The organism is Agrococcus sp. Marseille-Q4369 (assembly GCF_018308945.1).
Classification (GTDB): domain Bacteria; phylum Actinomycetota; class Actinomycetes; order Actinomycetales; family Microbacteriaceae; genus Agrococcus.
Genome location: NZ_CP070501.1, coordinates 1,758,071 through 1,780,746, shown reverse-complemented (window position 1 = coordinate 1,780,746; position 22,676 = coordinate 1,758,071). Strand labels below are relative to the sequence as shown.

Sequence of the window (22,676 nt, the reverse complement as noted above, 5' to 3'; positions counted from 1 at the left end):
AGACCGCCTGCAGCCGTTCTAGTCCGAAGGAGGTGGGTGAAGCATGCAGCAGTACGAGCTGATGGTGATTCTCGACCCGGAGGTGGACGAGCGCACTGTCGCCCCGTCCCTGGAGAAGTTCCTCGGTGTCGTCCGCAACGACGGCGGCACGATCGACAACGTCGACATCTGGGGCCGTCGTCGCCTCGCGTACGAGATCGACAAGCGCACCGAGGGCATCTACGCCGTCGTGAACTTCACGGCCGAGCCGGCGACGAGCGACGAGCTCGACCGCCAGCTGAAGCTGTCGGAGGCAGTCATGCGCACGAAGGTGCTCCGCGCCGACGTCGCCGTGGCCCGCGCCGGCAAGGAGCCCGTGAAGCGCGAGGCCAAGGCCGAGGCCCCCGCAGAGGTCGAGGCCGAGTAGCCATGGCCGGCGAGACGATCATCACGGTCGTCGGCAACCTGACTGCCGACCCGGAGCTGCGCTACACGCAGAACGGCCTCGCGGTCGCGAACTTCACGATCGCGTCAACCCCACGCACGTTCGACCGCCAGGCGAACGAGTGGAAGGACGGCGAGGCGCTGTTCCTCCGCGCCTCGGTGTGGCGCGAGTTCGCCGAGCACGTCTCGCAGAGCCTGCAGAAGGGCTCGCGCGTCATCGCGCAGGGCCGGCTGAAGCAGCGCTCGTTCGAGACGCAGCAGGGCGAGAAGCGCACGGTCATCGAGCTCGAGGTCGACGAGATCGGCCCCTCGCTCCGCTACGCGACCGCGCAGGTGACGCGCACGACGGGCGGCGGCGCTGGCCGCAGCTCCGGCGGGCAGCAGCAGTTCGGCCAGGGCGGCGGCTTCGGCCAGCCCCAGCAGGTCGCCGACGAGCCGTGGGGCCAGCCGGCCGCGCAGCCGCAGTCGACCGGCGACGTCTGGGGAGCCCCCGGCACCTCCTACAACGACGAGACCCCCTTCTAAGGGCTCTCTCCAAGCATCACCGGGACGGCAGTCCCGAGCACGAAAGAAGGACACATGGCTGGCAAGCCGCAGAACAACAGGAAGCCGCGCGGCGGCAAGGGCGGGAAGCCGCTCGCTCCCGCCAAGGCGATCAAGGTCGGCGTCATCGACTGGAAGGACGTCGCGACGCTCAAGAAGTTCATCTCGGAGCGCGGCAAGATCCGCGCCCGTCGCATCACCGGCGTGTCGGTGCAGGAGCAGCGCCTGATCGCCAAGGCGATCAAGAACGCTCGCGAGATGGCGCTCCTGCCCTACTCGGGCGCCGGACGCTGAGGGGACTGACACATGGCAAAGCTCATTCTCACGAACGAGGTCTCCGGCCTCGGCTCCGCTGGTGACGTCGTCGAGGTCAAGAACGGGTTCGCCCGCAACTACCTCGTGCCTCAGGGCCTGGCTGTCGCGTGGTCGCGCGGCGGCGAGAAGCAGGTCGAGCAGATCAAGGCCGCTCGCGTCGCTCGCGAGCACGCCACGATCGAGGAGGCGCAGGACCTCCGCGCCCGCCTCGAGGCGAACGTCGTCACGCTGAAGGCGAAGGCCGGCTCCGAGGGACGCCTCTTCGGCTCCATCCAGACGAAGGACATCGCCGAGGCGGTCGAGGCAGCCGGTCACGGCTCGATCGACAAGCGCGTCATCGAGATCCCGACGCCGATCCGCTCGGTGGGCGACCACCAGGCGACCGCGCGCCTGCGCGACGAGATCGTCGCGACGATCTCGCTCAAGGTGGTCGCAGCCAAGTAGGGCCGCCACCTCGCTCGAGGGCCCGCATCCGTCATGGATGCGGGCCCTCGTCGTCTGCGGACGGGGCGGATGCGGGGCGCGGCTCTCAAGCGAACCTGAAGGAGCGCTGGAAGTCTCAATGTGTACTTCAACCCCACTTCTCCCCACGTCCTGTGCAAAGAGAAAGGTCCGGTCAGCCGCGTGTTTCGGCGCTTTTCAGCGCGGAGTTCCACAGGACTGTGCACAGGCGGGCGGTGTGTCGCGATTGTCAAATCGCGGCGTTGTCCCCAGTCGTCCACAGAGTTCTCCACAGCAGGATTCGCTGAGGCGACGGGGGCCTCCTAGCCTGATGCAGGCTCCCGCTGGCTGGGCCGTGTGGGCAGCCCACGAGACGATCGAGCCGGAAGGAGCAGCGTGACCGACTTGGCAGAGATCGGGCTCGACGAGAGCCGGTACAGCGAGCGCACCCCGCCGCACGACCTGCTCGCCGAGCAGTCCGCCATCGGCGGCATGCTGCTCTCGAAGGACGCGGTCGCCGATTGCCTCGAGACCGTGCGGGGCGGCGACTTCTACCAGCCGAAGCACGAGATCGTCTACGAGGCGATCCTCTCGCTCTACTCGCGCGGCGAGCCGACCGACGTCATCACCGTGAGCGACGAGCTCACGAAGACCGGCATGCTCTCGCGCGCCGGCGGGGTGCAGTACCTGCACTCGCTCACCTCGATGGTGCCGACCGCGGCGAACGCCGGCTTCTACGCCGAGATCGTCGCGGAGAAGGCCGTGCTGCGCCGCCTCGTCGAGGCCGGCACGCGCATCGTGCAGATGGGCTACGCCTCCGAGGGCGAGGTCACCGACCTCGTCAACCACGCGCAGGCGGAGATCTACTCCGTCATGGGCGACGAGCAGGCCGAGGACTACGTGCCGCTCAGCATGGCCGTGGAGGCGGCCATCGAGGAGATCGAGGCCGCGAAGGGCCTCGACGGCGTGATGACGGGCGTGCCGACCGGCTTCCGCGAGCTCGACGAGCTCACGAACGGCCTGCACCCGGGTCAGATGATCGTCATCGCGGCGCGACCCGGCATCGGCAAGTCGACGCTCGCGATGGACCTCGTGCGCGCGTGCTCGATCAAGAGCGACCTGCCGTCGGTCTTCTTCTCGCTCGAGATGGGCCGCACCGAGATCGCGATGAAGCTGCTCTCCGCCGAGTCGAGCATCCTGCTCCAGAAGCTGCGCAAGGGCGCGATCGAGGGCCGCGACTGGACGACGCTCGCGCAGGTGCGGGGCCGCATCAACGACGCACCGCTCTACATCGACGACAGCCCCAACCTCACGCTCGTCGAGATCCGCGCGAAGTGCCGCCGCCTCAAGCAGCAGGCCGGCCTGCGGATGGTCGTCATCGACTACCTGCAGCTCATGACGAGCGGCAAGAAGGTCGAGTCGCGCCAGCAGGAGGTCTCCGAGTTCTCGCGCTCGCTCAAGCTGCTCGCGAAGGAGCTGCAGGTGCCGGTCATCGCGCTCTCGCAGCTCAACCGCGGTCCCGAGCAGCGCGGCGACAAGAAGCCGGCGATCAGCGACCTGCGAGAGTCGGGCTCGATCGAGCAGGACGCCGACATCGTCATGCTGCTCCACCGCGAGGACGCGTACGACCGCGACATCCGGCCGGGCGAGGCCGACATCATCGTCGCCAAGCACCGCGGCGGCCCGACGAAGACCATCCCGGTCGCCTTCCACGGACACCTCGCGCGATTCGCCGACATCGCGCCGGGCATGGGTCCGGGTGACGGGGGAGCCCCGGCGATCCCGCCGGCCGGCACGCCCTTCGGCGGCGCGCCCTACGGGGCACCGCCCCCGCCCTACGAGGGCTGAGCCGACGAGGGGCCCGACCGCGCGGTCGGGCCCCTCGAAGTCGGTCTCAGGCCTGCTGGCCGACCGCGAAGTCGACGCGGCCGTCGGCCGAGGCGGATGCGTCGAGCACCTTGTCGTCGAGCGCGGTCGCGGCCGAGGGGTCGAGGAAGACGCGCACGCCGGCGGCCTCCACGACCTGGTCGTCGGCCTCCGGCGCGGTCGCGACGGTGACGCCGAGCCCGGCGCCGCCCTGCTCCTGGGCGATGCGCAGGCCACCGGTCTCGGCGGCCTGCGCGTGCTGGACGATGCCGCCGATGACGGTCTGGGCGTTCTCGGTCAAGGTGAGCATGGCTGCTCCTTCCGTTGGCGAGCGGGCCACGATGCCGAGGATCCGGCCGGCTCGCAAGCCGGGTCCCGGTTCGGGCGTGTCACCGCGCGGGCATCCGGGGGTCGTCCGCGACGGGCCCTGCCACACTGGAGGCATGCCCACCGACTCCGAGGCGCGCGTCGCCGTCTACATCGACTTCGACAACATCCTCATCTCACGCTACGACCAGCTGCACGGTCGCGGCGCCTTCCACAGCGACAAGGTCCGCACGCTGCCGATCGACGGCCGCGAGTCGAAGGCCCGCACGCGCTTCGCCGAGGCGACCGTCGACCTCGGCGCCATCATCGACTACGCGTCGAGCTACGGCTCGATCGTGCTCAGCCGCGCCTACGCCGACTGGTCGGTGCCGGCGCACGCCGCCTACCGCGACCAGCTGCTCGCTCGCGCGGTCGATCTCGTGCAGATGTTCCCCACCACCCGAGCGCTCAAGAACGGCGCCGACATCCGCCTCTCGATCGACGTCGTCGAGGACCTCTTCCGGCTCGACGACATCACGCACGTCGTGGTGGTCGCGGGCGACAGCGACTACATCGCGCTCGCCCAGCGGGTGAAGCGGCTCGGCCGCTTCATGGTCGGGATCGGCGTGGCCGGGTCGACCTCGAAGTCGCTCGCGGCGGCGTGCGACGAGTTCGCGGACTACGACGCGCTCCCGGGCGTCGTGCCGGTCGAGCGCTCGCGCCGCGAGGAGCGGGCCGAGCCCGACGCGCCGGAGCCCACGCCCGAGCAGGCGAAGCAGATCGAGGCGGAGGCGGTCGAGGTGGCCGAGTCGAAGCCGGCCCGACGACGCCGTCGGGCGACGAGCGAGTCGGTCGCGCAGGAGCGCGATGTCGAGCCGACCGCCGAGCAGCGCGGCGACGCCGCGACGGGCCTGCTCGAGCGCGCCCTGCGCATCCTGCTGCAGAAGGGCGACGACGAGTGGCTGCACGCCAACGTCGTCAAGGAGCAGATGAAGCGCATGGACCCGGTGTTCAACGAGAAGTCGCTCGGCCACCGCTCTTTCTCCGACTTCCTCGGCGCGCGCGACGAGCTCGTCGAGGTGCGCGAGGACGGGCAGGCGCGCCTGCTGCGGCTGCGCCGCGCGTGAGCGGAAGCGCCCCGCCGAGCCGGCGAGGCGCTTCGCGATACCGCGCGCGTCAGCCGTTCGAGGCGGCCGACGGCGCCGACGGCGCCGAGATCGGCGAGGCCGGCGACTGCGCGGAGGCGGGGCTCGGCGCTGAGGCCGGCGACGGTGCCGACGGCTCCGCCGGCGCGGCCGCTGCGGATGCGGCCGACGGCGCCGAGTCGACGGCTGCCGGAGCGGCTACCTGCGGCGCGGGCGCCGGGGTCGCCGACGGGGCGGAGGGCGCGTCGGTCGCCGACGGCGCCGTCGCCGCCGAGACGACCGAGGCGTGGTCGCCGGTCGTCGTGATGCCGACGGTGCCGCGCTCGAGCAGGTCGCCCTTGACGGCTGCCTGCTCGACGACCTGACCGTCGGCGCTCCGCAGCTCGACGGCGTTCGCGACGCCCGCCGCGCTCGCGGCGATGGCCCCGATGCCGAGCGTGCTGAGCGTGCCGATCGCGATCCACTTGGTGTTCATGGTGTCCTCCTGCGGGGTCCGTGTGCTGTGACGCGGAGGCGGTCGGCCCGTCTCCGTCGCTGTGCCTCCACTCTCGCCAGCGCCCGTGAGGCGGACGGGAAGGCTGGATGAGAGCCCTCTCATCGCTGAGCCGCGCGGGTGCAGACTGGGTCGCATGCCGGAGCTGCCCGAGGTGGAGGCGCTCGCGACCGACCTGGCCGAGCGCCTCGTCGGTCGCGTGATCCGCCGTGTCGACGTGACCGAGATCGCCGCGCTCAAGACCTACGACCCATCCGTCGACGCCCTCCGCGGCGCGACCGTCACCGACGTCCACCGGCGCGGCAAGCACCTCGTCGTCGCGGTCGACACCGGCCTGCACCTCGTCGTGCACCTCGCCCGCTCGGGCTGGATCCGCTGGCGCGACGGCGCGCCCCGACCGACCGCCGGTCGCGGCCGCGGCCCGCTCGCCGCTCGCGTGCAGCTCGAGCCGGACGGGGATGGCGTCGACATCACCGAGCAAGCGACGCAGAAGCGGCTCGCGCTGCACGTCGTGCGGCACCCCGAGCAGGTGCTGTCGATCGCGACGCTCGGGCCCGAGCCGCTCGAGCCCTCGTTCACCGAGGAGCGGTTCGCGGGCATCCTCGCGAAGGCGGGACGCGCGCAGATCAAGGGGGTGCTGCGAGATCAGCAGCGCATCGCGGGCATCGGCAACGCCTACTCCGACGAGATCCTGCACGCCGCTCGCATGTCGCCGTTCCACCCCGCCTCGATGCCGCCCGATGACGTGCACCGCCTCTTCGAGGCGCTCCGCCAGGTGCTCGGCGACGCCGTCGAGCGCGCGCGAGGCGTCGAGGCGTCATCGCTCAAGGCGGAGAAGCAGCAGGGGATGCGCGTGCACCGCCGGAAGGGCGAGGCGTGCCCGGTCTGCGGCGACACCGTGCGGCAGGTCATCTACGCCGACAGCACCTTCGAGTACTGCGCGACGTGCCAGACGGGCGGCAAGCCGCTCGCCGACCGCGTGCTCTCGCGCCTCGGCGTGCGCCGCTGAGCGCCCGCGGCGATCGGGCTCAGCCCAGCGCCCCCGCGATGATGCTCCACGGCTGGATCGTCTCGACCGCCACCCCCGGCGCCGAGTAGTACGGGTCGGCGTCGATCGCCGCCCGCACCTCGTCGACATCGTCGGTCGCGAACAGCACGAGCGAGCCCGACTGGTCGCCGAACGGCCCCGCGGCGATGACGAGTCCCTGCTCGTGCAGCTCGACGAGCCGCTCGCGGTGGCGCGGCCGCAGCTCGAGGCGGGCGGGGTCGTCGGTGAAGGAGGCGATGACGGCGATCATGCTCTCAGCCTAGGCTCAGGCGTCGACGAGCGCGGCGCTCGAGGCGGCGACGACGCGCTCGACGAGCGCGCGGAGGGGCTCGATCGAGCGGGCGGCGAAGCCCGTCGGGTCGGCGAGCCGCATCGACTCGTCGAAGTCGCCCCGCTCGAACGCCATCTGCACGCCCTGCTCGTCGAGCGCGAGCCCGATGTAGGTGAGCACCGCCGAGAGCTGCGCCGCGGCGACCGCTCCGCCGGCCCAGCCGTACGAGACGATGCCGGCCGGCTTGCCGACCCACTCGTGCTTGAGGTAGTCGATGGCGTTCTTCAGCGCGGCGGGGTAGCCGGAGTTGTAGTCGGGAGTGACGAACACGACGCCGTCGAGCGCATCGATCCCCTCCGCCCACGCGATCGTGTGCGGGTTCGAGCGCACGCCGGAGGCCGGCGGCATGGCCTCGTCGAGCAGCGGCAGGCGCAGCTCCGCGAGGTCGAGCATGACGGCGTCGGCGTCGGCGCCCTCGATGAGCGCGGCGATCTCGTCGGCGACGGGTCGGCCGACGCGCACCGGGCGCGTGCTGCCGACGATGATGCCGATCTGGGGGCGTGCGGACATGACTCTCCTTGCTGTCGCGGCATGGTCACGGCACACGGCGTCGGGCACCAGGTCCAGACAACTCGGTCGAGCGGATGCGCATTCCCGGCCCTCGCGGGCCGGGCGCGGCGGGCGACCGCGGAACGTCAGGCGAGGAACGCGCGCGCGGCGGCGACCATCGCGGTCGTGGCCGTGTCGAGCGTCGGCTGCATCACGGGGATGAAGTTCGGCGAGTGGTTCGAGGGCACGTCGATGTCGAACGTGCCGCGCTCGCGCGCCTGCGCAACGAGGGCGGGATCGAAGCCGCCGTAGAACCAGTAGACGTACGGCGCGCCCCACGTCGCCGGCAGGTCGCTGAAGTCCTCGGAGCCGAGCAGCGGCTCGCCGGGCGCGTGGGCCTCGCCGAACGCGGCGTCGAACGCCTCGGCGAGCCGGGCCGCCGCATCCTCGTCGTTGATCGTCAGCGGCGCGGCGTCGCCGTGCTCGATCGTCGCGGCCGGGGCGCCCGCGACCTGGCACTCGCCCTGCACGATGCGCTCGATCGCGGCGAGCACGCGGCGCCGCACGGGCGCCTCGAAGGTGCGCACGTTGATCTCGAACCGCGCCGAGCCGGGGATGATGTTCTGCTTCGTGCCGGCGTGGAATGTGCCGACCGTGACGACCGCGCGGTCGGAGGGCGCGACCTCGCGCGCGACGATCGTCTGCAGCCGCACCACCATGGAGGCCGCGAGCACGATCGGGTCGATCGTCTTCTCGGGCTGCGAGCCGTGGCCGCCGCGACCGTGCACCGTGAGGATGAGGTGGTCGCTCGCGGCCATCACCGGTCCGCCGCTCAAGCGCACCTCGCCGGCCGCGCCGGGCATGACGTGCTGGCCGAGCGCGATGTCGATGCCGCCGGGCAGCAGCGCTCGGAGGCCCTCCTGCATGCCGCGGGCGCCGTTGATGAGCTCCTCGGCCGGCTGGAAGACGGCGACGATCGTGCCCGACCAGTCGTCCTGGTCGGCGAGCACGCGCAGCGCGCCCTGCAGCGAGGCCATGTGGGTGTCGTGGCCGCACGCGTGCATGACGCCCGAGACCTGCCCCTCCCACTCGTCGGTCGCCGTGGAGCGGTAGGGCACCTGCTCGACCTCGGTGACCGGCAGACCGTCCATGTCGGCGCGCAGCAGCACCGTCGGCCCTTCGCCGCGGCGGAGGATCCCCACCACGCCGGTCGACTCGCCGACGCCCTCGTGCACCTCGAGGCCGAGCTCGCGCAGCAGCTCGGCCATGCGGGCCGCCGTGCGGTGCTCGCGGTTCGAGAGCTCGGGGTGCGCGTGCAGCTCGCGGTAGAGGTCTTCGATGAACGGGCGGTGGCGCTCCAGGGTCATGGCGTCAGCGTAGTCGCGCCGGGCGCCGCCGAGGCGGCCGCCGGTAGGATGGCAGCAGCTGTGAGGAGAGCCGTGACCGAGACTTCCGGGCCCTCGCAGGGACTGCACCCCTGGCACCTCCCTGCGATGCGAGCCGTCCCCGCGCTCGTCGTCGGGCTGCCGCTGCCGTTCGTGCAGCTGCACTCGGCGCTCGTGGGGCTCATCGCGCTCGCGGTGCTGCTCGCCGGCACCGCGCTCGCGCTCTGGCTCGGGCGCCGGCTCGTCCCCGCCGCCGCAGGCGGCTGGCCCGCCCTCGTCGCCGCCTGGTCGGCCGTGATGGCCGTCGTCGCCGCGGTGCTCGCGGTCGCGCTGCCGACCGAGACCGCCTTCGGCCTCGCCGTCGCGGCCTGGGCGCTCCCGGCCGGCGCGCTCGAGCTCTCGGGCTGGTGGCGGATGCGCGACGCGGCGGTTGCGCGCACGCTCCGGCTCGCTCGCGACTGGCGCGCGGTCGCGGTCCTCACCCTCGTCCTCGGCGTCGTCTTCGCGTTCACGCGCGACGCCGTGACCCTCACCGGCCTCATCGGCGCCTACGCCGTGATCGTCGGCGTCTACCTCGCGCTCGCGGCGCTCTCGGCACGACCTGCGCGCGCCACCACCGAACCCGAGCGGAGCGACGCATGAGCGACCCCCTGAACGACGGGCGCCTGAACGACGGCCCAGTCCAGCCCACCCGCAAGCAGCAGCTGAAGCCCTTCGAGTACCTCGCGTTCGCGGGCGCCGCCGGCCTCTTCATCGGCCTCATCGTCTTCATGACCGTGCGCGACGTCGTGCTCGCCCTCATCTTCGGCGGCGTCGGCTTCATCCTCACGCTGCTGCTGACGGCGACGCTCATGCTCGCCGTGAAGCCCAAGGGTCGCTCCTCGGCCGACCTCGACAAGCGCGACGGCTTCGAGGCGTGAGCCGCGCGGCGCTGCGGACCGCCGTCGCCCTGACCTCCAGCGCCGTCGTCCTGCTCGCGGGCTGCAGCGCGACCGGTCCCGCCGCGCCGCCGAGCGCCGCCGGCCAGGCGGACGGCCCGCACCTGCGCGCCGAGGGCGTCGCCTTCGACCCGGTCGCGCACGACGTCGACCCGGATGCCGAGTGCGAGGGGCGCGGGGGTCGCGAGGCGCTCGCGGTGCTCGACCGTGCGGCATGGCCAGAGCTCGGCGTGCCGGCCGGCGACGCGGTCATGCGCTGCGGGAACGCCGACGGCGCGGGCTGGCGGCACATCGCCGACGGCCACACCGGCGACTTCGGCGAGCTCGCCGAGCTCGTCGGCGCCGAGTGGGAGGACGTCGCGTGGTTCGCGATCGACCGCGCCCTCGAGCAGCCGACGCAAGTGGAGGAGTACCGCGAGGACATCCTCAACTACGACGTGCTCGTCGAGCACGTCGACGGCGGCGAGACGACCCGCTCGTGGATGGTGACCGTCGGCGTGGGCCTCGGCTCCGGCCAGGTCATCACCGCGTTCCCCGACGAGCAGCGCTGAGCGCGCGGCCTGCGAGTGCCGCGGATCTCGCCCCTACCGTCGGCGTGCGCGCGGTGCTTCACTGACGCCACCACGATCGCGACTCGAGGAGGAGGCGCGCGATGAAGACGGAGCACCAGCCGCACCCGGTGATCGACATCGCCGGGCTCATGCATGCGGCGCGGGCGGAGGCCCGTCGGGTGATGGAGGCCTCGAAGGGCGATCTCATCAGCGACCACGAGGCGGTCCTCGACCGCCTGCAGGCCGCCGAGCTCATCGACGGCGACGAGGCGCGCACGCTGCTCGAGCTCTACCGGATCGGCTTCGAGGCCGGTGAGGGCAAGGCCGATGCGCAGCGCGCGTTCTTCGAGTCGAGGAGCATCTACGACCGGATGGCCGCGAGCGGCACGACGAGTCCCGTGGCGCTCGTCGTCGCCTCAGCCGCGGTCGGCTCCTTCGAGGTCTCGCCCGGCGACGACGGATCCACGACCGTCGCGATCGCGCGCCAGAGCTACGGCTCGAGCCTCGCCGGGATCGGCGCCGGCATCGGCGCCATGATCGGCGGACCCGCGGGCGGCGCCCTCGGCGGCGCGATCGGCGGGCTCATCGGCGGCATCGTCGACGAGAAGAAGGACAAGAAGAAGACGTAGCGCCGCGGTCTGCGGCGGCTGGGCGTGGATCGCGCTCGTCGTCGGGGCACGGTCGAGCCCTCGGTGCCGTTCCCGCTCCCCGGCTGGGTGGCGCCGCTGCAGCCGTAGCGCTCGGCGCCTGCCACGATGGGGGCATGCGCGATCTCGTCGACGTCGACTGGCTGGCAGAGCGCCTGGGCGAGCCCGGCCTCATCGTCCTCGATGCGAGCATGGCGCCGCCCGGCACGGTCGAGCCGCTGCCGACCGAGGGGATCCCGGGCGCCGTGCGCTTCGACCTCGACGGCCGCTTCTCGAGGCATGACGAAGCGGATGGGCTCGGTCCCGTCGGCGTGCACGACGCGCTCGCGCCCGACGACCTCGAGCGAGAGCTCCGGGCGATCGGCATCCGCGACGGCGACCGCGTGGTCGCCTACGACGCGGCCGGCATGTTCTCGAGCGCCCGCGCGTGGTGGATGCTCCGCGCCGCGGGCATCGACGCGGCCGTGCTCGACGGGGGCCTTCCCGCCTGGGCCGACGCAGGGCATCCGCTCGCCCCCGTCTCCGACAGCACCGGTCGGAGGGGCGACGTGACGGTGCGATGGGATGCGTCGGCCTTCGTCGACGCCGACACCACGGCCGCGGCGCTCGCGGAGGGCGACGCGGCGGTGCTCGACGCGCGATCGCCCGCGCGCTTCCGCGGCGCCGAGCCCGATCCGCGCCCGGACGTGCGCGCGGGCCACATGCCGGGTGCCCGATCGCTGCACTACGCCGCGCTCGCTCCCGGCGGCCGGCTGCTGCCCGAGGCCGAGCTCGCCGAGCGGCTCCGCGAGGCGGCGGGGGAGCAGCGCATCGTCGCGAGCTGCGGCTCGGGCGTCACCGCGGCCGTCGTCGCGCTCGCCGCGACCCTCGTCGGCCGCGACGCGACGGTGTACGACGGCTCGTGGGCGGGGTGGGGGCGGGCCGACTCCGGCCGCCCCGTCACGACCGGCGATTGATCGCCGACGCGGCGTTCTTTTGAATCGTTCACGATAACTGGTAGGGTGAGGATGTGAACGAGACGGATGTCGAGCTGCTGCGCGAGCGCGGCCTGCGAGTGACGCAGGGCCGGCTCGCGGTGCTCGACGTGCTCGGCCGCATGCCGCACTCCGACGCGGAGGCCGTGCACCGCGCGCTCGCCGACGCGGGCCACGGCACCTCGGTGCAGTCGGTGCACAACGTGCTCGGCGACCTCACGGGAGCGGGCGTGCTGCGTCGCTTCGAGCCCGAGCGCTCGCCCGCGCGCTACGAGCGGCGCATCGACGACAACCACCACCATGCCGTGTGCTCGCGCTGCGGCAAGGTGGAGGACGTCGACTGCGTCGTGGGGGAGGCCCCGTGCCTCCACGCCGACGCGCCGCCCGGGTTCACGGTGCAGGCCGCCGACGTCACGTTCGTCGGCCTGTGCGCCGAGTGCACCGGCACCGTCGGCTCGAGCACCGTCGCCTGACGGCACGCGCGCGCCCGGGCGACGGAGCCCATCCGCCACCGCTCGCGCGGCTCGACCGCGCGCGCCCCACGATCCCCAACATGCCCAGCAGGACGAGAAGGACGGAACACCGCATGACGAAGCCCACCACCAACAGCGTCGGCACCCCGATCGGCAGCGACGCGCACTCGCAGAGCGCCGGCCCGAACGGCGTGATCGCGCTCACCGACCACTACCTGGTCGAGAAGCTCGCCCACTTCAACCGCGAGCGCGTGCCGGAGCGCGTGGTGCACGCCAAGGGTGGCGGCGCCTACGGCACCTTCGTCACGACCCACGACGTGTCGCAGTACACGCGCGCGGCGCTCTTCCAGCCGGGTGTCGAGACCGAGATGCTCGCGCGCTTCTCGACCGTCGCCGGTGAGCAGGGCAGCCCCGACACGTGGCGCGACCCGCGCGGCTTCGCGCTCAAGTTCTACACGAGCGAGGGCAACTACGACCTCGTCGGCAACAACACGCCCGTCTTCTTCATCCGCGACGGCATCAAGTTCCCCGACTTCATCCGCTCGCAGAAGCGCCTGCCCGGCTCGCACCTGCGCGACAACGACATGCAGTGGGACTTCTGGACCCTGAGCCCCGAGTCGGCGCACCAGGTGACGTGGCTCATGGGCGATCGCGGCCTGCCGAAGACCTGGCGCCACATGGACGGCTTCGGCTCGCACACCTACCAGTGGATCAACGCAGCCGGTGAGCGCTTCTGGGTGAAGTACCACTTCAAGACGAACCAGGGCAACGAGTTCCTCTCGCAGGCCGAGGCCGACCAGCTCGCGGGCAGCGACGCCGACCACCACATCCGCGACCTCTACGGCGCGATCGAGGACGGCGACTTCCCGTCGTGGACCCTCTCGGTGCAGGTCATGCCCTACGAGGACGCGGAGACCTATCGCTTCAACCCGTTCGACCTGACGAAGGTGTGGCCGCACGGCGACTACCCGCTCATCGAGGTCGGGCAGATGACGCTCAACCGCAACCCGGAGAACTACTTCGCCGAGATCGAGCAGGCGGCGTTCAGCCCCGCGCACTTCGTGCCGGGCATCGCGGCGAGCCCCGACAAGATGCTGCAGGCGCGCATCTTCAGCTACGCCGACGCGCAGCGCTACCGCATCGGCGTCAACCACGCCGAGCTGCCCGTGAACCGCGCCCGCACGGAGGTGCACTCCTACGACAAGGAGGGCTCGATGCGCCACGGCTTCGGCTCGCCCGCCGCGCCCGTGTACGCGCCGAACTCGTTCGGCGGCCCGGCGGCCGACCCCGCCGCCGCCGGCGACGATCGCGGCTGGGAGAACGACGGCGAGCTCGTGCGCTCGGCCATCACGCTCCACCCGGAGGACGACGACTTCGGTCAGGCCGGCACCCTCTACCGCGAGGTGCTCGACGAGCCCGCGCGCGAGCGCCTCGTCGCGAACATCGTCGGCCACGTCGGCAAGACCCGCGTGCCGGAGATCCGCGAGCGCGCGCTGCAGTACTGGACGAACGTCGACGCCGACCTCGGCGCTCGCGTCGCGGCGGGCCTGACGCCCATCACCGAGCCGCGCACGTCGCTCGCGTCGGAGCCGGTGCGCACGCCCGCGGTCTTCTAGCGGCTCACGCGCGAGGCCCGCGCCGGTTCCGACCGGCGCGGGCCTCCGTCGTCAGTCGCTTCAGGGGCGCAGCAGCGACTTCACCGCGCGGCGCTCGTCCATCGCGCGGTAGGCCTCGGCGGCCTCGTCGAGCGGGAGCTCGAGGTCGAAGACGGCGGATGCGTCGAGCTCGCCCGAGAGCACGGCCGGCACGAGCTCCGGCAGGTACCGGATGACGGGGGCCATGCCGCCCCGGAGGCCCACGTTGCCGCGGAAGGCGACCCGCCACGGCACGGCTGCGCCGTGCGGGACGCCGACGAAGCCGACGGTGGCGCCGGGTCGGGCGGCCTCGAACGCCGTCGTCATCGACTCCTCGGTCCCCACGCACTCGAGCACCGCATCCGCCCCGACGCCGTCCGTGAGCTCGAGCACCGCAGCGACAGCGGCGTCGCCGCGCTCCGCGACGAGGTCGGTCGCGCCGAACGCGGTCGCGAGCCGCTGCCGCTCGGGATTGCGCGAGAGCGCGATGATGCGCTCCGCGCCGAGCCGCTGGGCCGAGAGCACGCCGCAGAGCCCCACGGCGCCGTCGCCGACGACGACCGCGGTCGAGCCGGGCGTCACGCCCGCCGAGACGGCCGCGTGGTAGCCGGTCGGCAGCACGTCGCTCAGCGCGAGCACCGCCGCGTGCCGGTCGGGCGAGGGCGCCTCGTCGAGCACGAAGCACGTCGCGTCGGCGTTCGTCACCCGGGTGAGCTCGGCCTGGCCGCTCGCCGTCATCGCGAGCTCGACGCATCCCTGGGTCTGGCCCGCGAGGCAGTGCACGCAGCGGCCGCAGCAGTGGTTGAAGGGCACGATGACGAAGTCGCCCTCGCGCACGCGCTCGACGCCGGCGCCGATCGCCTCGACGACGCCGATCGCCTCGTGGCCGACCGTGCGCGGCTCGGGCACGTCGTTGACGCCGCGGTACGACCACAGGTCGGAGCCGCACACGCAGCCCGCGACGACGCGCACGATCGCGTCGGTCGGCCGCTCGATCGTCGGGTCGGCCCACTCCTCGACGCGGATGTCGCCGGGCGCATGCAGGATCGTCGCTCGCATGCCCTCAGCCTGGCACGCGCGGCTGAGTGCGCCTGGCTACGGCAGCCGGTCGACCAGCTCGCTCGCGAGCCCCGTGTAGGTGTGCGGCGTGAGGCGGCGCAGCCGCTCCTTCGCGCCCTCGGAGATGTCGAGTCCGTCGACGAAGGCGACGAGCTCCGCCTGCCCGACGCGCTGGCCTCGCGTGAGCTCCTTGAGCTGCGCGTAGGGGTCGTCGATCTGCGACCGGCCGGCGAGCACCTCGGCGCGGATCACCGTCTGGATCGCCTCGGCCAGCACCTCCCAGTTGCCCTCGAGCGCGGCGTCGAGCGCCGCGTCGGAGACGGCGATCTCGCCGAGCCCGCGCCGCAGGTTGTCGAGCGCGAGCAGCGAGTGCCCGAGCGCGACGCCGATGTTGCGCTGCGTCGACGAGTCGGTGAGGTCGCGCTGCAGCCGGCTCGTCACGAGCGTCGCCGAGAGCGACTCGAGCAGCGCCGACGCGATCTCGAGGTTCGCCTCGGCGTTCTCGAAGCGGATGGGGTTGATCTTGTGCGGCATCGTCGACGAGCCGGTCGCGCCCGCGACGGGGATCTGCGTGAACGCGCCGAGCATGATGTAGGTCCACACGTCGGTCGCGAGGTTGTGCAGGATCCGGCCGGCGTGCGAGATCGCGCCGAAGAGCTCGGCCTGCCAGTCGTGCGACTCGATCTGCGTCGTGAGCGGGTTCCAGGTGAGGCCGAGCGAGGCGACGAAGGCGGATGCGGTGGCGGGCCAGTCGGCGTCGGGCTCGGCCACGACGTGGGCCGAGAAGGTGCCGGTCGCGCCCGCGAACTTGCCGAGCACCGGGACGCCCGCGATGCGCGTCGCCTGCCGCTCGAGCCGCCACGCGACGACCGCGAGCTCCTTGCCGAGCGTCGTCGGAGTGGCCGGCTGGCCGTGCGTGAGCGAGAGCATGGGCCGGTCGCGCTGCTCGAGCGCGAGCTCGCGCAGCCGGTCGATCACCGCGCGGAGCGCCGGCAGCCACACGTCGTGCACGGCCGCGCGCACCGTGAGCGCGTAGGAGAGGTTGTTGATGTCCTCGCTCGTGCACGCGATGTGCACGGCTTCCGAGAGCCGCTCGAGCCCCAGGTGCGCGAGCCGGTCGCGCACGAGGTACTCGACCGCCTTGACGTCGTGCCGGGTGACGGCCTCCTTCTCGGCGAGCCAGTCGATCTCCTCCTGGCCGAAGCCCGCCGCCCACTGCCGCAGCGCATCCGCCTCGCTCGCCTCGACCGGGCTCGCGCCGAAGAGCCCGTGCTCGGCGACCCACAGCAGCCACTCGACCTCGACGTGCACGCGCGCGCGGTTGAGGCCCGCCTCGGAGAGGTGCTCAGAGAGTCCCGCGACCTGCCGCTGGTAGCGGCCGTCGAGCGGGGAGAGGGGCTGGGCGGGCATCGTCATGGGGCTCCTTCAGGCGCGGAGGGCTGGCTGGATCTGGCGGAACAGCCGGCCGACCGCGATCTCGATCTGGCGGAGGACGGTGCCGAAGAAGGCGTCCTCCGAGTAGTAGGGGTCGGGCACGTCGGGCACGGTCGCGTCGGGGTCGAACGACAGCAGCAGCCGGATCTTCGAGCGCTGCTCCTCGTCGCGCGCGAGCGAGCGGAGCGCCCGCTCCTGCCCGCGGTCGAAGGCGATCACGAGGTCGAAGGTGTCGAGCCAGTCGGCGCTGAACTCCTTCGCGCGGTGGGCGCGGGCGTCGTAGCCCGCGTCGACGAGGGTGCGGAGCGTGCGCGCGTCGGCCGTCTCGCCCACGTGGTAGTCGCTGATGCCGGCGCTCGCGACGAGCAGCCGGTCGGCGAGCCCGTGCCGCTTCGCGAGCTGCTCGAAGACCGTCGCCGCCATCGGCGAGCGGCAGATGTTGCCGGTGCAGACGAAGCAGACGCGGAAGCGCGTCGCATCGGCGAGCTCCCGTTCGATCGTCACCCGCCCATTCTGGCGGATGCGGCGCACCGGCCGCGCGGGCGCCGCCGGTTCTCCACAGGCGAGCGCTCGCGCCGCCCGAGCGGCAGATCGCGGGTGCGATCGTGCCGCCCACGGCGGAGGGAGCGGCGATGACGATGACGACGGATGCGGCTGCGGCGGCCATGCGCGCTCGCGCGGTCGACGAGGCACGGGCCGCGCAGCACGCGGTGCGACGAGCGCGGGCGCGGATGCGCGACGCGGCCGACACCGTCGTCCTGCGCGGGCAGGGCGATTGGCTCGGTCCCGCCCGGGAGGCGTTCGACGAGCGCTGCCGTCGGCTGCGCGAGCGGCTCGCGGCCGAGGAGCACGAGCTCGCGATGCTCGTGCTGTCGATCGAGGGAGCGCTGTGAGCGCCGGCACCGCGACCAAGGCCTCAGCTCCTGTCGCGTGGGACAGCACGGTGACGGGCGTCGCCTGCGCACGGCTCCGCGAGGCGGAGTGGCGCGTGCGGGGTGCTGCGCTCGCGCTCCGCTCGGCGCCCGATCTGCGGCTCTCGGCGGCGCCGGGCGTGAGCGTCGCCGCCCTCCGCTCGTGCGCGGCGGAGCTCGAGCTCCGGCTCGACGCGGCGGAGGCGCTCGTCGTCGACCTCGAGCGGCTCCACGACGACACCATGCTCGCCGGCCGCGCGTACGAGCTCGCCTCGGATGCCGTGCTGCGCGCGGTCGAGGAGCTCGCCGGCGGCGCCGCCTACGCCGCGGGAGTCGGCGCGCGAGCGCTCGTCGGCGCGGCGTTCGGCGCCGCGCTCAGCACCGTCGGGCTGTGGGGCCCGGCGCTCGCGGCCGGTGTGGGCGGCGCGCTGCTCGTCGGCCTCGTCGCGGTGCCGCTCGCTGCCAGGCTCGCGGCGCTCCACCCCGCGCAGGCCGCCGCCGTCACCGCGCTCGCGGAGCGCGCCGGCCGAGCCGTCGACCCGTTCCTCGCGCAGGCGTCCGCGTTCTGGGATCGCGCGGGCGAGTCGCTGCTCGCGAACCCCGCGTTCGTGACGGCGCTCGCGCTCGCGGTCGAGTCGAGCGACGAGGCGCTCGCGGGGTTCCTCGGGGTGCCGGTCGGCACGGCACGCGCGATCGAGTCGACCGTGGGGCAGGACGAGCTGCTCGCGGGCCTCGTCGGCGGCGCCGTGATCGCGACCCGGGTCGGGGGCGGCGTGCGACCCGTGCGCGTCGCCGCCCTCACCCCGTCGACGCCGCCCCGCGCGCCCGTCTCGACGCCCGCCGCGGCGATGCGGGTCATCCGGGACCAGCCGGGACAGGTGTCGATCCACGAGCACCGCATGCCCGACGGCTCGCGCCGGTTCCAGGTCTTCGTCGACGGCACGCAGGACGTCGGGCTCGACGACCTCGCGAACGTCGAGAACGCCGCCTCCACGCCCCGCGCGCTGCTCGGCTCGGATCGAGCGGTGGTCGAAGCGATGGAGGCGGCCGGCGTCGGTCCCGACGACCCCGTCGACGTGTTCGGCTACTCGCAGGGCGCGGGTGCGGTCGCGAACGTCGCGGCGAGCGGTCGCTTCCGCGTCGAGACGGCGCTGCTGATCGCCGGGCCGGTCGCGACGGCCGAGCTCCCGCCCGGCGTCGCGGTGCTGAGCGTCGCGCACGAGGGCGACCTCGTGGCGGCGAGCGACGGCATCGCCGACGGCGCGGGCCCGACGACCGTGCTGCTGGAGAGCGCGGGGGGCCACGGAGCGGGCGCCCTCGCCCGGCACTCGCGCGCCGAGTACCTCACGACCCTGAAGACGACCGACGACTTCGTCGTCGCGCACTGGCAGCAGCACCTCGCCGAGGCGACCGCGGGCGGCCGCGGCGTCGCCGCCCACGACGTCGCGCTCGAGCGGGGATGATGCGGCCCGTGCCCAGCCGACATCGGGGCGCGCTCACTATCGTCGACGCGTGGACGAGCAGCGATCGCCCGAGAGCCGACAGCAGCCCGAGACCCGGCAGCCCGAGACCCGGCAGCCCACCGTCGTGGTGGTCGGGCACGCCGCGCGCGATCTCGTGCTGCGCGCGGACGACCTCCCCGCCGCCGGCGGCAGCGCCGTCGTCGAGGAGCGCATCGAGCGCCTGGGCGGCAAGGGCGCCAACATCGCCGTCGGCGTGCGGCAGCTGCACCCGAGCGCCGCCGTCGCGCTCGTCGCGGTGCTCGGCGACGACGCCCCCGGCGAGTCCGGGCGGCGCGAGGCGGTGGCAGCCGGCATCGACGTCGCGCACGTCGCGCGGCGCGGCGACACCGCGCTGCTCGTCGACGTCGTCACCGGCGAGGGCGAGCGGCGCCTGCTCGAGCACGTCACCCCGGAGTCGCAGCTGACGCCCGCCGACATCGACGCCGCCGAGGCCGCGCTCGCCGGCGCCGACGTCGTGGTGCTGCAGCTGCAGCAGCCTGCCGACGCGCTCGTGCGCGCGGCCCGCTTCGCGTTCGAGGGCGGCGCCCGCATCGTGCTCGACGGCGCGATCGAGGGCGACGAGCGCGACGAGCTGCTCTCGGTCGCCGACGTCGTGCGCGCCGATGCGGCCGAGGCGTCGATCCTCACGGGCGTCGAGGTCGCGACGCGCGACGATGTGCGCCGCGCCGCCGAGGGGCTGCTCGGCCGCGGCGCCCGCATCGTGGCGCTCGCGGTGCCCGACGAGGGCGACCTCGTGTGCTGGTCGGGCGGCGAGCGCTTCCTGCCGCACGTCGAGCAGCGGGTCGTCGACCCGACGGGCGGTGGCGACGCGTTCGTGGCAGGCATTGTCGCTGGCCTGCTCCTCGGAGCCGAGCCCGGCCGCATCGGCGAGATCGCGTCCGAGGCGGCGGGCTCGACCGTGCAGCGGCTCGGCGGCCACCCCGAGCTTTCGCCGCCGGCGGAGCAGGAATGACCGGACCGCTCGGCTTCGACGTCGAGCCGTGGAGCCTCGGCCTCGACGGCGTCGACGTCGACCGGCTCGCGCACCGCGAGTCGCTCTTCGCGCTCTCGAACGGGCACATCGGGTGGCGCGGCAATCTCGACGAGGGCGACCCGCGCGGCGAGCCCGGCAGCTACCTGAACGGCGTGTTCGAGGAGCGTCCGATGCCGTACGCCGAGGAGGGCTACGGCTACCCGGAGGTGGGTCAGAGCGTCGTCAACGTGGCCGACGGGCAGCTCGTCCGGCTGCTCGTCGACGACGAGCCCTTCGACGTCCGCTCGGGCACGCTCTCCCGGCACGAGCAGCGGCTCGACCTGCGCGCCGGCACGCTCCGCCGCGAGGTCGAGTGGACCTCGCCCGCCGGCCGCGCGGTGCGGTTCACCACCGAGCGGCTCGTCTCCTTCACGCACCGCTCGATCGCCGCGGTGCGCTGCGTCGTCGAGGCCGTCGACGCCCCCGCTCGCATCACGCTGCAGTCCGAGCTGCTCGCGAACGAGGGTCTCGAGGACGTGCATCCCGATCCGCGCGTGCAGGACGCGCTCGAGCGGCCGCTCGAGCCGGTCGGGCACGACGCCCGCGGGGCGGCCGCGACGCTCCTGCACCGCACGCGCCGCAGCCGGCTCGGGGTCGCGGTCGCGATGCACCACGTCGTCGAGCGCGCCGGCGCCGCCGCGCCCTCGGTCTCGACCGACGCATCCGACGACCTCGCCCGCACGACGATCGTCGCCGAGCTGGAACCCGGCGAGCGGCTCGAGGTCGTGAAGCTCGTCGGCCACGAGTGGTCGGCCGATCTCGCGCCGGCGACGCTCCGCGCCCGCGCCGAGGCGGCGGTCGACGACGCGCTGCGCGAAGGCTGGGCGGGGCTCGCCGCAGGCCAGCGTGCTCGGCTCGACGAGCACTGGGCGTGCGTCGACGTCGAGATCGACGGCAGCCCGCGGCTGCAGCAGGCCGTGCGGTTCGCGCTCTTCCACGTCTTCCAGTCGGCGGTGCGGCTCGAGCTGCGCTCCGTGCCCGGCAAGGGCCTCACGGGCAAGGGCTACGAGGGGCACACCTTCTGGGACTTCGAGGCGTTCGTGCTGCCGGTGCTGACGTCGACCCTGCCGGAGGCGGCCGCGCAAGCGCTCCGGTGGCGGCACGCGACGCTCGACCACGCGAGGGAGCGAGCGGCGCACTTGCGGCTCGGCGGCGCGACCTTCGCCTGGCGCACGATCGACGGGCGCGAGAGCTCGGGCTACTGGCCGGCGAGCACGGCCGCGTTCCACGTGAACGCCGACGTCGCGGCCGCGGTGCTGCACTACGTCCGCTCGACGCGCGACACCCGGTTCGAGCGCGAGGCGGGTCTCGAGATCCTCGTCGAGACCGCGCGGCTCTGGCTCTCGCTCGGCCGCCGCGACGCCGAGGGCGGCTTCCACCTCGACGGCGTGACGGGGCCCGACGAGTACTCGGCGCTCGCCGACGACAACGTCTACACGAACCTCATGGCGCGGCGGAACCTCGAGGGCGCGGCGGTCGTCGCGCGCCGGCACCTCGACGTCGCCGCGCGGCTCGGCGTCGCCGACGTCGAGATCGCGGCGTGGGAGGCGGCCGCCGCCGCGATGGTCGTGCCCTTCGACGAGCGCCGCGGCGTGCACCCGCAGGCTGCGCGGTGGACCGAGCAGGCGCGCTGGGACTTCGAGGGCACGGGCGCCGACGAGTACCCGCTGCAGGAGCACTTCCCCTACGTCGAGCTCTACCGCAAGCAGGTCGTGAAGCAGGCCGACCTCGTGCTCGCCCTGCTGTTCGCCCACGACGCGTTCACGCTCGACGAGAAGGCGCGCGCCTTCGCCTACTACGAGCCGCTCACGGTGCGCGACTCGTCGCTCTCCGCCGTGCCGCAAGCCGTGCTCGCCGCCGAGCTCGGCCACCTCGAGCTCGCCGCCGACTACCTCGCCGAGGCGGCGACGATCGACCTCGACGACCTGCAGGGTGATGCGGATGCGGGGGTGCACCTCGCGTCGCTCGCGGGCGTGTGGCTCGCGATCACGGCGGGCTTCGGCGGCATGCGCGAGGGGGAGGGCGGCCTCTCCTTCGCGCCCAGGCTGCCGCCCGGCATCACCCGGATCGCCTTCGGCATCCGCGTGCACGGCCGCGTGCTGAGGATCGAGATCCTGCCCGAGCAGTCGACCTACCGGCTCGAGGACGGCGAACCGGTGACGGTGCGCCACTTCGGCGACGAGCTCGAGCTCACGCCCGGCGAGTCGATCAGCTCTCCGACGGCGCCGCTCGTCGTGCGGGGCGAGCGGCCGACGCAGCCGCGGCACCGGACGCCGCGGCCGTTCCGCGAGGCGCTCGGGGATCCGGCGTAGGCGCCCCTACCTCTCGCGCGGACGCTCCTTGCCCACCACGGGCCGCATGACGATCGTGATGAGCCACGTGAGGAACGCGATGCACACCGCCGCGAGCATCCCCCACCAGAACGACTCGATCCGGACGCCGAAGCCGACGGCCTCCGAGATCCAGTGGACGATCATGAGCAGGAACGCGTTCACGAACAGCGCGACGATCCCGAGCGTGAGGATGTAGAGCGGGAACGCGACGATCCGGATGAGGTTGCCGATCGTCGCGTTGATGACCGCGAACACGAGGGCGACGCCGAGCGTCGTGAGCGCCACGTGCCACCACTCGTCGCCGAAGGGCACGATCTCGATGCCCGGCACGAAGAGCGTGACGAGCCAGATCGCGATCGCGGTGAAGACGACGCGCAGCAGGAATCGCATGCCGCCGATTCT

26 protein-coding genes and 1 pseudogene are annotated in these 22,676 nt (G+C 73.3%); 18 read left to right on the top strand and 9 right to left on the bottom strand.

Annotated features, from left to right (window positions below):
- Positions 1–43 precede the first annotated feature (43 nt).
- The 5 genes and pseudogenes from rpsF to dnaB all read left to right on the top strand — a co-directional run.
- Complete coding sequence (rpsF, locus tag JSQ78_RS08920) at positions 44–406, top strand: 30S ribosomal protein S6 (protein ID WP_211447085.1); 363 nt, start codon at positions 44–46, stop codon at positions 404–406.
- Positions 407–408: 2 nt separating this feature from the next.
- Positions 409–948 (top strand): single-stranded DNA-binding protein, encoded by a 540-nt coding sequence (locus JSQ78_RS08915; RefSeq protein ID WP_211447084.1) that lies wholly within the window; start codon positions 409–411, stop codon positions 946–948.
- Between the two features lie 54 nt (positions 949–1,002).
- On the top strand, positions 1,003–1,260 hold the full coding sequence (gene rpsR / locus JSQ78_RS08910; protein ID WP_021010585.1) for a 30S ribosomal protein S18: 258 nt from the start codon (positions 1,003–1,005) through the stop codon (positions 1,258–1,260).
- A 12-nt stretch (positions 1,261–1,272) separates the two neighbouring features.
- Entirely contained in the window at positions 1,273–1,725 is a 453-nt protein-coding gene (rplI, locus tag JSQ78_RS08905; RefSeq protein WP_211447083.1) for a 50S ribosomal protein L9, read from the top strand.
- A 393-nt stretch (positions 1,726–2,118) separates the two neighbouring features.
- Positions 2,119–3,468, top strand: a pseudogene (dnaB, locus tag JSQ78_RS08900) (replicative DNA helicase); the annotation flags it as partial.
- 148 nt (positions 3,469–3,616) lie between these two features.
- Here dnaB and JSQ78_RS08895 read toward each other — a convergent pair.
- Positions 3,617–3,898, bottom strand: a complete 282-nt coding sequence (locus JSQ78_RS08895) for an iron-sulfur cluster assembly accessory protein (protein ID WP_211447082.1) — start codon at positions 3,896–3,898, stop codon at positions 3,617–3,619.
- A 133-nt stretch (positions 3,899–4,031) separates the two neighbouring features.
- Between JSQ78_RS08895 and JSQ78_RS08890 the strand changes: the two genes are divergently transcribed.
- A complete protein-coding gene (locus tag JSQ78_RS08890) occupies positions 4,032–5,021 on the top strand; it encodes an NYN domain-containing protein (RefSeq protein ID WP_211447081.1) in 990 nt (329 codons plus the stop codon).
- Positions 5,022–5,070: 49 nt separating this feature from the next.
- Here the strand turns inward: JSQ78_RS08890 and JSQ78_RS08885 are convergent, their stop codons facing one another.
- Positions 5,071–5,514 (bottom strand): hypothetical protein, encoded by a 444-nt coding sequence (locus tag JSQ78_RS08885; RefSeq protein WP_211447080.1) that lies wholly within the window; start codon positions 5,512–5,514, stop codon positions 5,071–5,073.
- 154 nt (positions 5,515–5,668) lie between these two features.
- Between JSQ78_RS08885 and JSQ78_RS08880 the strand changes: the two genes are divergently transcribed.
- Positions 5,669–6,541 (top strand): Fpg/Nei family DNA glycosylase, encoded by an 873-nt coding sequence (locus JSQ78_RS08880; protein WP_211447078.1) that lies wholly within the window; start codon positions 5,669–5,671, stop codon positions 6,539–6,541.
- A gap of 19 nt (positions 6,542–6,560) precedes the next feature.
- Here JSQ78_RS08880 and JSQ78_RS08875 read toward each other — a convergent pair whose 3' ends face one another.
- From JSQ78_RS08875 to JSQ78_RS08865, 3 genes are all read right to left on the bottom strand, one after another.
- On the bottom strand, positions 6,561–6,830 hold the full coding sequence (locus JSQ78_RS08875) for a YciI family protein (protein ID WP_211447077.1): 270 nt from the start codon (positions 6,828–6,830) through the stop codon (positions 6,561–6,563).
- A 15-nt stretch (positions 6,831–6,845) separates the two neighbouring features.
- Positions 6,846–7,421, bottom strand: a complete 576-nt coding sequence (locus tag JSQ78_RS08870; protein ID WP_211447075.1) for an NADPH-dependent FMN reductase — start codon at positions 7,419–7,421, stop codon at positions 6,846–6,848.
- Positions 7,422–7,546: 125 nt separating this feature from the next.
- A complete protein-coding gene (locus JSQ78_RS08865; protein WP_211447073.1) occupies positions 7,547–8,767 on the bottom strand; it encodes an amidohydrolase in 1,221 nt (406 codons plus the stop codon).
- 72 nt (positions 8,768–8,839) lie between these two features.
- Here JSQ78_RS08865 and JSQ78_RS08860 point away from each other — a divergent pair, with 72 nt between their 5' ends.
- The 7 genes from JSQ78_RS08860 to JSQ78_RS08830 all read left to right on the top strand — a co-directional run bounded on the left by JSQ78_RS08860 (position 8,840) and on the right by JSQ78_RS08830 (position 13,984).
- Positions 8,840–9,427 (top strand): hypothetical protein, encoded by a 588-nt coding sequence (locus JSQ78_RS08860; RefSeq protein ID WP_211447072.1) that lies wholly within the window; start codon positions 8,840–8,842, stop codon positions 9,425–9,427.
- Complete coding sequence (locus JSQ78_RS08855; protein ID WP_211447071.1) at positions 9,424–9,705, top strand: ABC transporter ATP-binding protein; 282 nt, start codon at positions 9,424–9,426, stop codon at positions 9,703–9,705. The genes JSQ78_RS08860 and JSQ78_RS08855 overlap by 4 nt, the downstream gene beginning before the upstream one ends.
- Complete coding sequence (locus tag JSQ78_RS08850) at positions 9,702–10,274, top strand: hypothetical protein (RefSeq protein ID WP_211447070.1); 573 nt, start codon at positions 9,702–9,704, stop codon at positions 10,272–10,274. Before JSQ78_RS08855 ends, JSQ78_RS08850 begins: the two co-directional genes overlap by 4 nt.
- A gap of 101 nt (positions 10,275–10,375) precedes the next feature.
- On the top strand, positions 10,376–10,903 hold the full coding sequence (locus JSQ78_RS08845; protein WP_211447069.1) for a hypothetical protein: 528 nt from the start codon (positions 10,376–10,378) through the stop codon (positions 10,901–10,903).
- A gap of 134 nt (positions 10,904–11,037) precedes the next feature.
- Positions 11,038–11,877: a sulfurtransferase gene (locus tag JSQ78_RS08840; RefSeq protein WP_211447068.1), complete on the top strand. Its 840-nt coding sequence runs from the start codon at positions 11,038–11,040 to the stop codon at positions 11,875–11,877.
- A gap of 53 nt (positions 11,878–11,930) precedes the next feature.
- On the top strand, positions 11,931–12,368 hold the full coding sequence (locus JSQ78_RS08835) for a Fur family transcriptional regulator (protein ID WP_211447067.1): 438 nt from the start codon (positions 11,931–11,933) through the stop codon (positions 12,366–12,368).
- A gap of 113 nt (positions 12,369–12,481) precedes the next feature.
- Positions 12,482–13,984 (top strand): catalase, encoded by a 1,503-nt coding sequence (locus JSQ78_RS08830; RefSeq protein WP_211447066.1) that lies wholly within the window; start codon positions 12,482–12,484, stop codon positions 13,982–13,984.
- 60 nt (positions 13,985–14,044) lie between these two features.
- Here the strand turns inward: JSQ78_RS08830 and JSQ78_RS08825 are convergent, their stop codons facing one another.
- The 3 genes from JSQ78_RS08825 to JSQ78_RS13850 are packed head-to-tail and all read right to left on the bottom strand — an operon-like array spanning position 14,045 to position 16,918.
- Positions 14,045–15,061, bottom strand: coding sequence for a zinc-binding dehydrogenase (locus JSQ78_RS08825; RefSeq protein WP_211447064.1), 1,017 nt, complete (start codon positions 15,059–15,061; stop codon positions 14,045–14,047).
- A 36-nt stretch (positions 15,062–15,097) separates the two neighbouring features.
- Positions 15,098–16,477, bottom strand: a complete 1,380-nt coding sequence (gene purB, locus JSQ78_RS08820; RefSeq protein ID WP_211447063.1) for an adenylosuccinate lyase — start codon at positions 16,475–16,477, stop codon at positions 15,098–15,100.
- Between the two features lie 9 nt (positions 16,478–16,486).
- The gene (locus JSQ78_RS13850) at positions 16,487–16,918 is read right to left on the bottom strand and encodes a low molecular weight protein-tyrosine-phosphatase (RefSeq protein ID WP_502756145.1); all 432 of its coding nucleotides are present in this window, start codon (positions 16,916–16,918) and stop codon (positions 16,487–16,489) included.
- Between the two features lie 209 nt (positions 16,919–17,127).
- Here JSQ78_RS13850 and JSQ78_RS13845 point away from each other — a divergent pair, with 209 nt between their 5' ends.
- The 4 genes from JSQ78_RS13845 to JSQ78_RS08800 are packed head-to-tail and all read left to right on the top strand — an operon-like array spanning position 17,128 to position 22,253.
- Positions 17,128–17,388 (top strand): hypothetical protein, encoded by a 261-nt coding sequence (locus tag JSQ78_RS13845; protein WP_249295582.1) that lies wholly within the window; start codon positions 17,128–17,130, stop codon positions 17,386–17,388.
- Positions 17,385–18,869: a serine/threonine-protein kinase gene (locus JSQ78_RS08810; RefSeq protein WP_249295580.1), complete on the top strand. Its 1,485-nt coding sequence runs from the start codon at positions 17,385–17,387 to the stop codon at positions 18,867–18,869. Before JSQ78_RS13845 ends, JSQ78_RS08810 begins: the two co-directional genes overlap by 4 nt.
- A 49-nt stretch (positions 18,870–18,918) precedes the next feature.
- Complete coding sequence (locus JSQ78_RS08805) at positions 18,919–19,881, top strand: PfkB family carbohydrate kinase (RefSeq protein ID WP_211447060.1); 963 nt, start codon at positions 18,919–18,921, stop codon at positions 19,879–19,881.
- Positions 19,878–22,253, top strand: coding sequence for a glycoside hydrolase family 65 protein (locus JSQ78_RS08800; protein ID WP_211447059.1), 2,376 nt, complete (start codon positions 19,878–19,880; stop codon positions 22,251–22,253). The genes JSQ78_RS08805 and JSQ78_RS08800 overlap by 4 nt, the downstream gene beginning before the upstream one ends.
- Before the next feature lie 6 nt (positions 22,254–22,259).
- Here the strand turns inward: JSQ78_RS08800 and JSQ78_RS08795 are convergent, their stop codons facing one another.
- Positions 22,260–22,664 carry a phage holin family protein gene (locus tag JSQ78_RS08795; RefSeq protein WP_211447058.1) on the bottom strand — a complete coding sequence of 135 codons (405 nt, stop codon included), beginning with the start codon at positions 22,662–22,664 and terminating at the stop codon, positions 22,260–22,262.
- Positions 22,665–22,676: the final 12 nt, after the last annotated feature.

Excerpts from the sequence above, each read along its gene's own strand:
- rpsF (WP_211447085.1), top strand. The coding sequence starts at position 44 with ATGCAGCAGTACGAGCTGATGGTGATTCTCGACCCGGAGGTGGACGAG.
- JSQ78_RS08915 (WP_211447084.1), top strand. The coding sequence starts at position 409 with ATGGCCGGCGAGACGATCATCACGGTCGTCGGCAACCTGACTGCCGAC.
- rpsR (WP_021010585.1), top strand. The coding sequence starts at position 1,003 with ATGGCTGGCAAGCCGCAGAACAACAGGAAGCCGCGCGGCGGCAAGGGC.
- rplI (WP_211447083.1), top strand. The coding sequence starts at position 1,273 with ATGGCAAAGCTCATTCTCACGAACGAGGTCTCCGGCCTCGGCTCCGCT.
- JSQ78_RS08895 (WP_211447082.1), bottom strand. The coding sequence starts at position 3,898 with ATGCTCACCTTGACCGAGAACGCCCAGACCGTCATCGGCGGCATCGTC.
- JSQ78_RS08890 (WP_211447081.1), top strand. The coding sequence starts at position 4,032 with ATGCCCACCGACTCCGAGGCGCGCGTCGCCGTCTACATCGACTTCGAC.
- JSQ78_RS08885 (WP_211447080.1), bottom strand. The coding sequence starts at position 5,514 with ATGAACACCAAGTGGATCGCGATCGGCACGCTCAGCACGCTCGGCATC.
- JSQ78_RS08880 (WP_211447078.1), top strand. The coding sequence starts at position 5,669 with ATGCCGGAGCTGCCCGAGGTGGAGGCGCTCGCGACCGACCTGGCCGAG.
- JSQ78_RS08875 (WP_211447077.1), bottom strand. The coding sequence starts at position 6,830 with ATGATCGCCGTCATCGCCTCCTTCACCGACGACCCCGCCCGCCTCGAG.
- JSQ78_RS08870 (WP_211447075.1), bottom strand. The coding sequence starts at position 7,421 with ATGTCCGCACGCCCCCAGATCGGCATCATCGTCGGCAGCACGCGCCCG.
- JSQ78_RS08865 (WP_211447073.1), bottom strand. The coding sequence starts at position 8,767 with ATGACCCTGGAGCGCCACCGCCCGTTCATCGAAGACCTCTACCGCGAG.
- JSQ78_RS08855 (WP_211447071.1), top strand. The coding sequence starts at position 9,424 with ATGAGCGACCCCCTGAACGACGGGCGCCTGAACGACGGCCCAGTCCAG.
- JSQ78_RS08845 (WP_211447069.1), top strand. The coding sequence starts at position 10,376 with ATGAAGACGGAGCACCAGCCGCACCCGGTGATCGACATCGCCGGGCTC.
- JSQ78_RS08840 (WP_211447068.1), top strand. The coding sequence starts at position 11,038 with ATGCGCGATCTCGTCGACGTCGACTGGCTGGCAGAGCGCCTGGGCGAG.
- JSQ78_RS08830 (WP_211447066.1), top strand. The coding sequence starts at position 12,482 with ATGACGAAGCCCACCACCAACAGCGTCGGCACCCCGATCGGCAGCGAC.
- JSQ78_RS08825 (WP_211447064.1), bottom strand. The coding sequence starts at position 15,061 with ATGCGAGCGACGATCCTGCATGCGCCCGGCGACATCCGCGTCGAGGAG.
- purB (WP_211447063.1), bottom strand. The coding sequence starts at position 16,477 with ATGACGATGCCCGCCCAGCCCCTCTCCCCGCTCGACGGCCGCTACCAG.
- JSQ78_RS13850 (WP_502756145.1), bottom strand. The coding sequence starts at position 16,918 with ATGGCGGCGACGGTCTTCGAGCAGCTCGCGAAGCGGCACGGGCTCGCC.
- JSQ78_RS13845 (WP_249295582.1), top strand. The coding sequence starts at position 17,128 with ATGACGATGACGACGGATGCGGCTGCGGCGGCCATGCGCGCTCGCGCG.
- JSQ78_RS08800 (WP_211447059.1), top strand. The coding sequence starts at position 19,878 with ATGACCGGACCGCTCGGCTTCGACGTCGAGCCGTGGAGCCTCGGCCTC.
- JSQ78_RS08795 (WP_211447058.1), bottom strand. The coding sequence starts at position 22,664 with ATGCGATTCCTGCTGCGCGTCGTCTTCACCGCGATCGCGATCTGGCTC.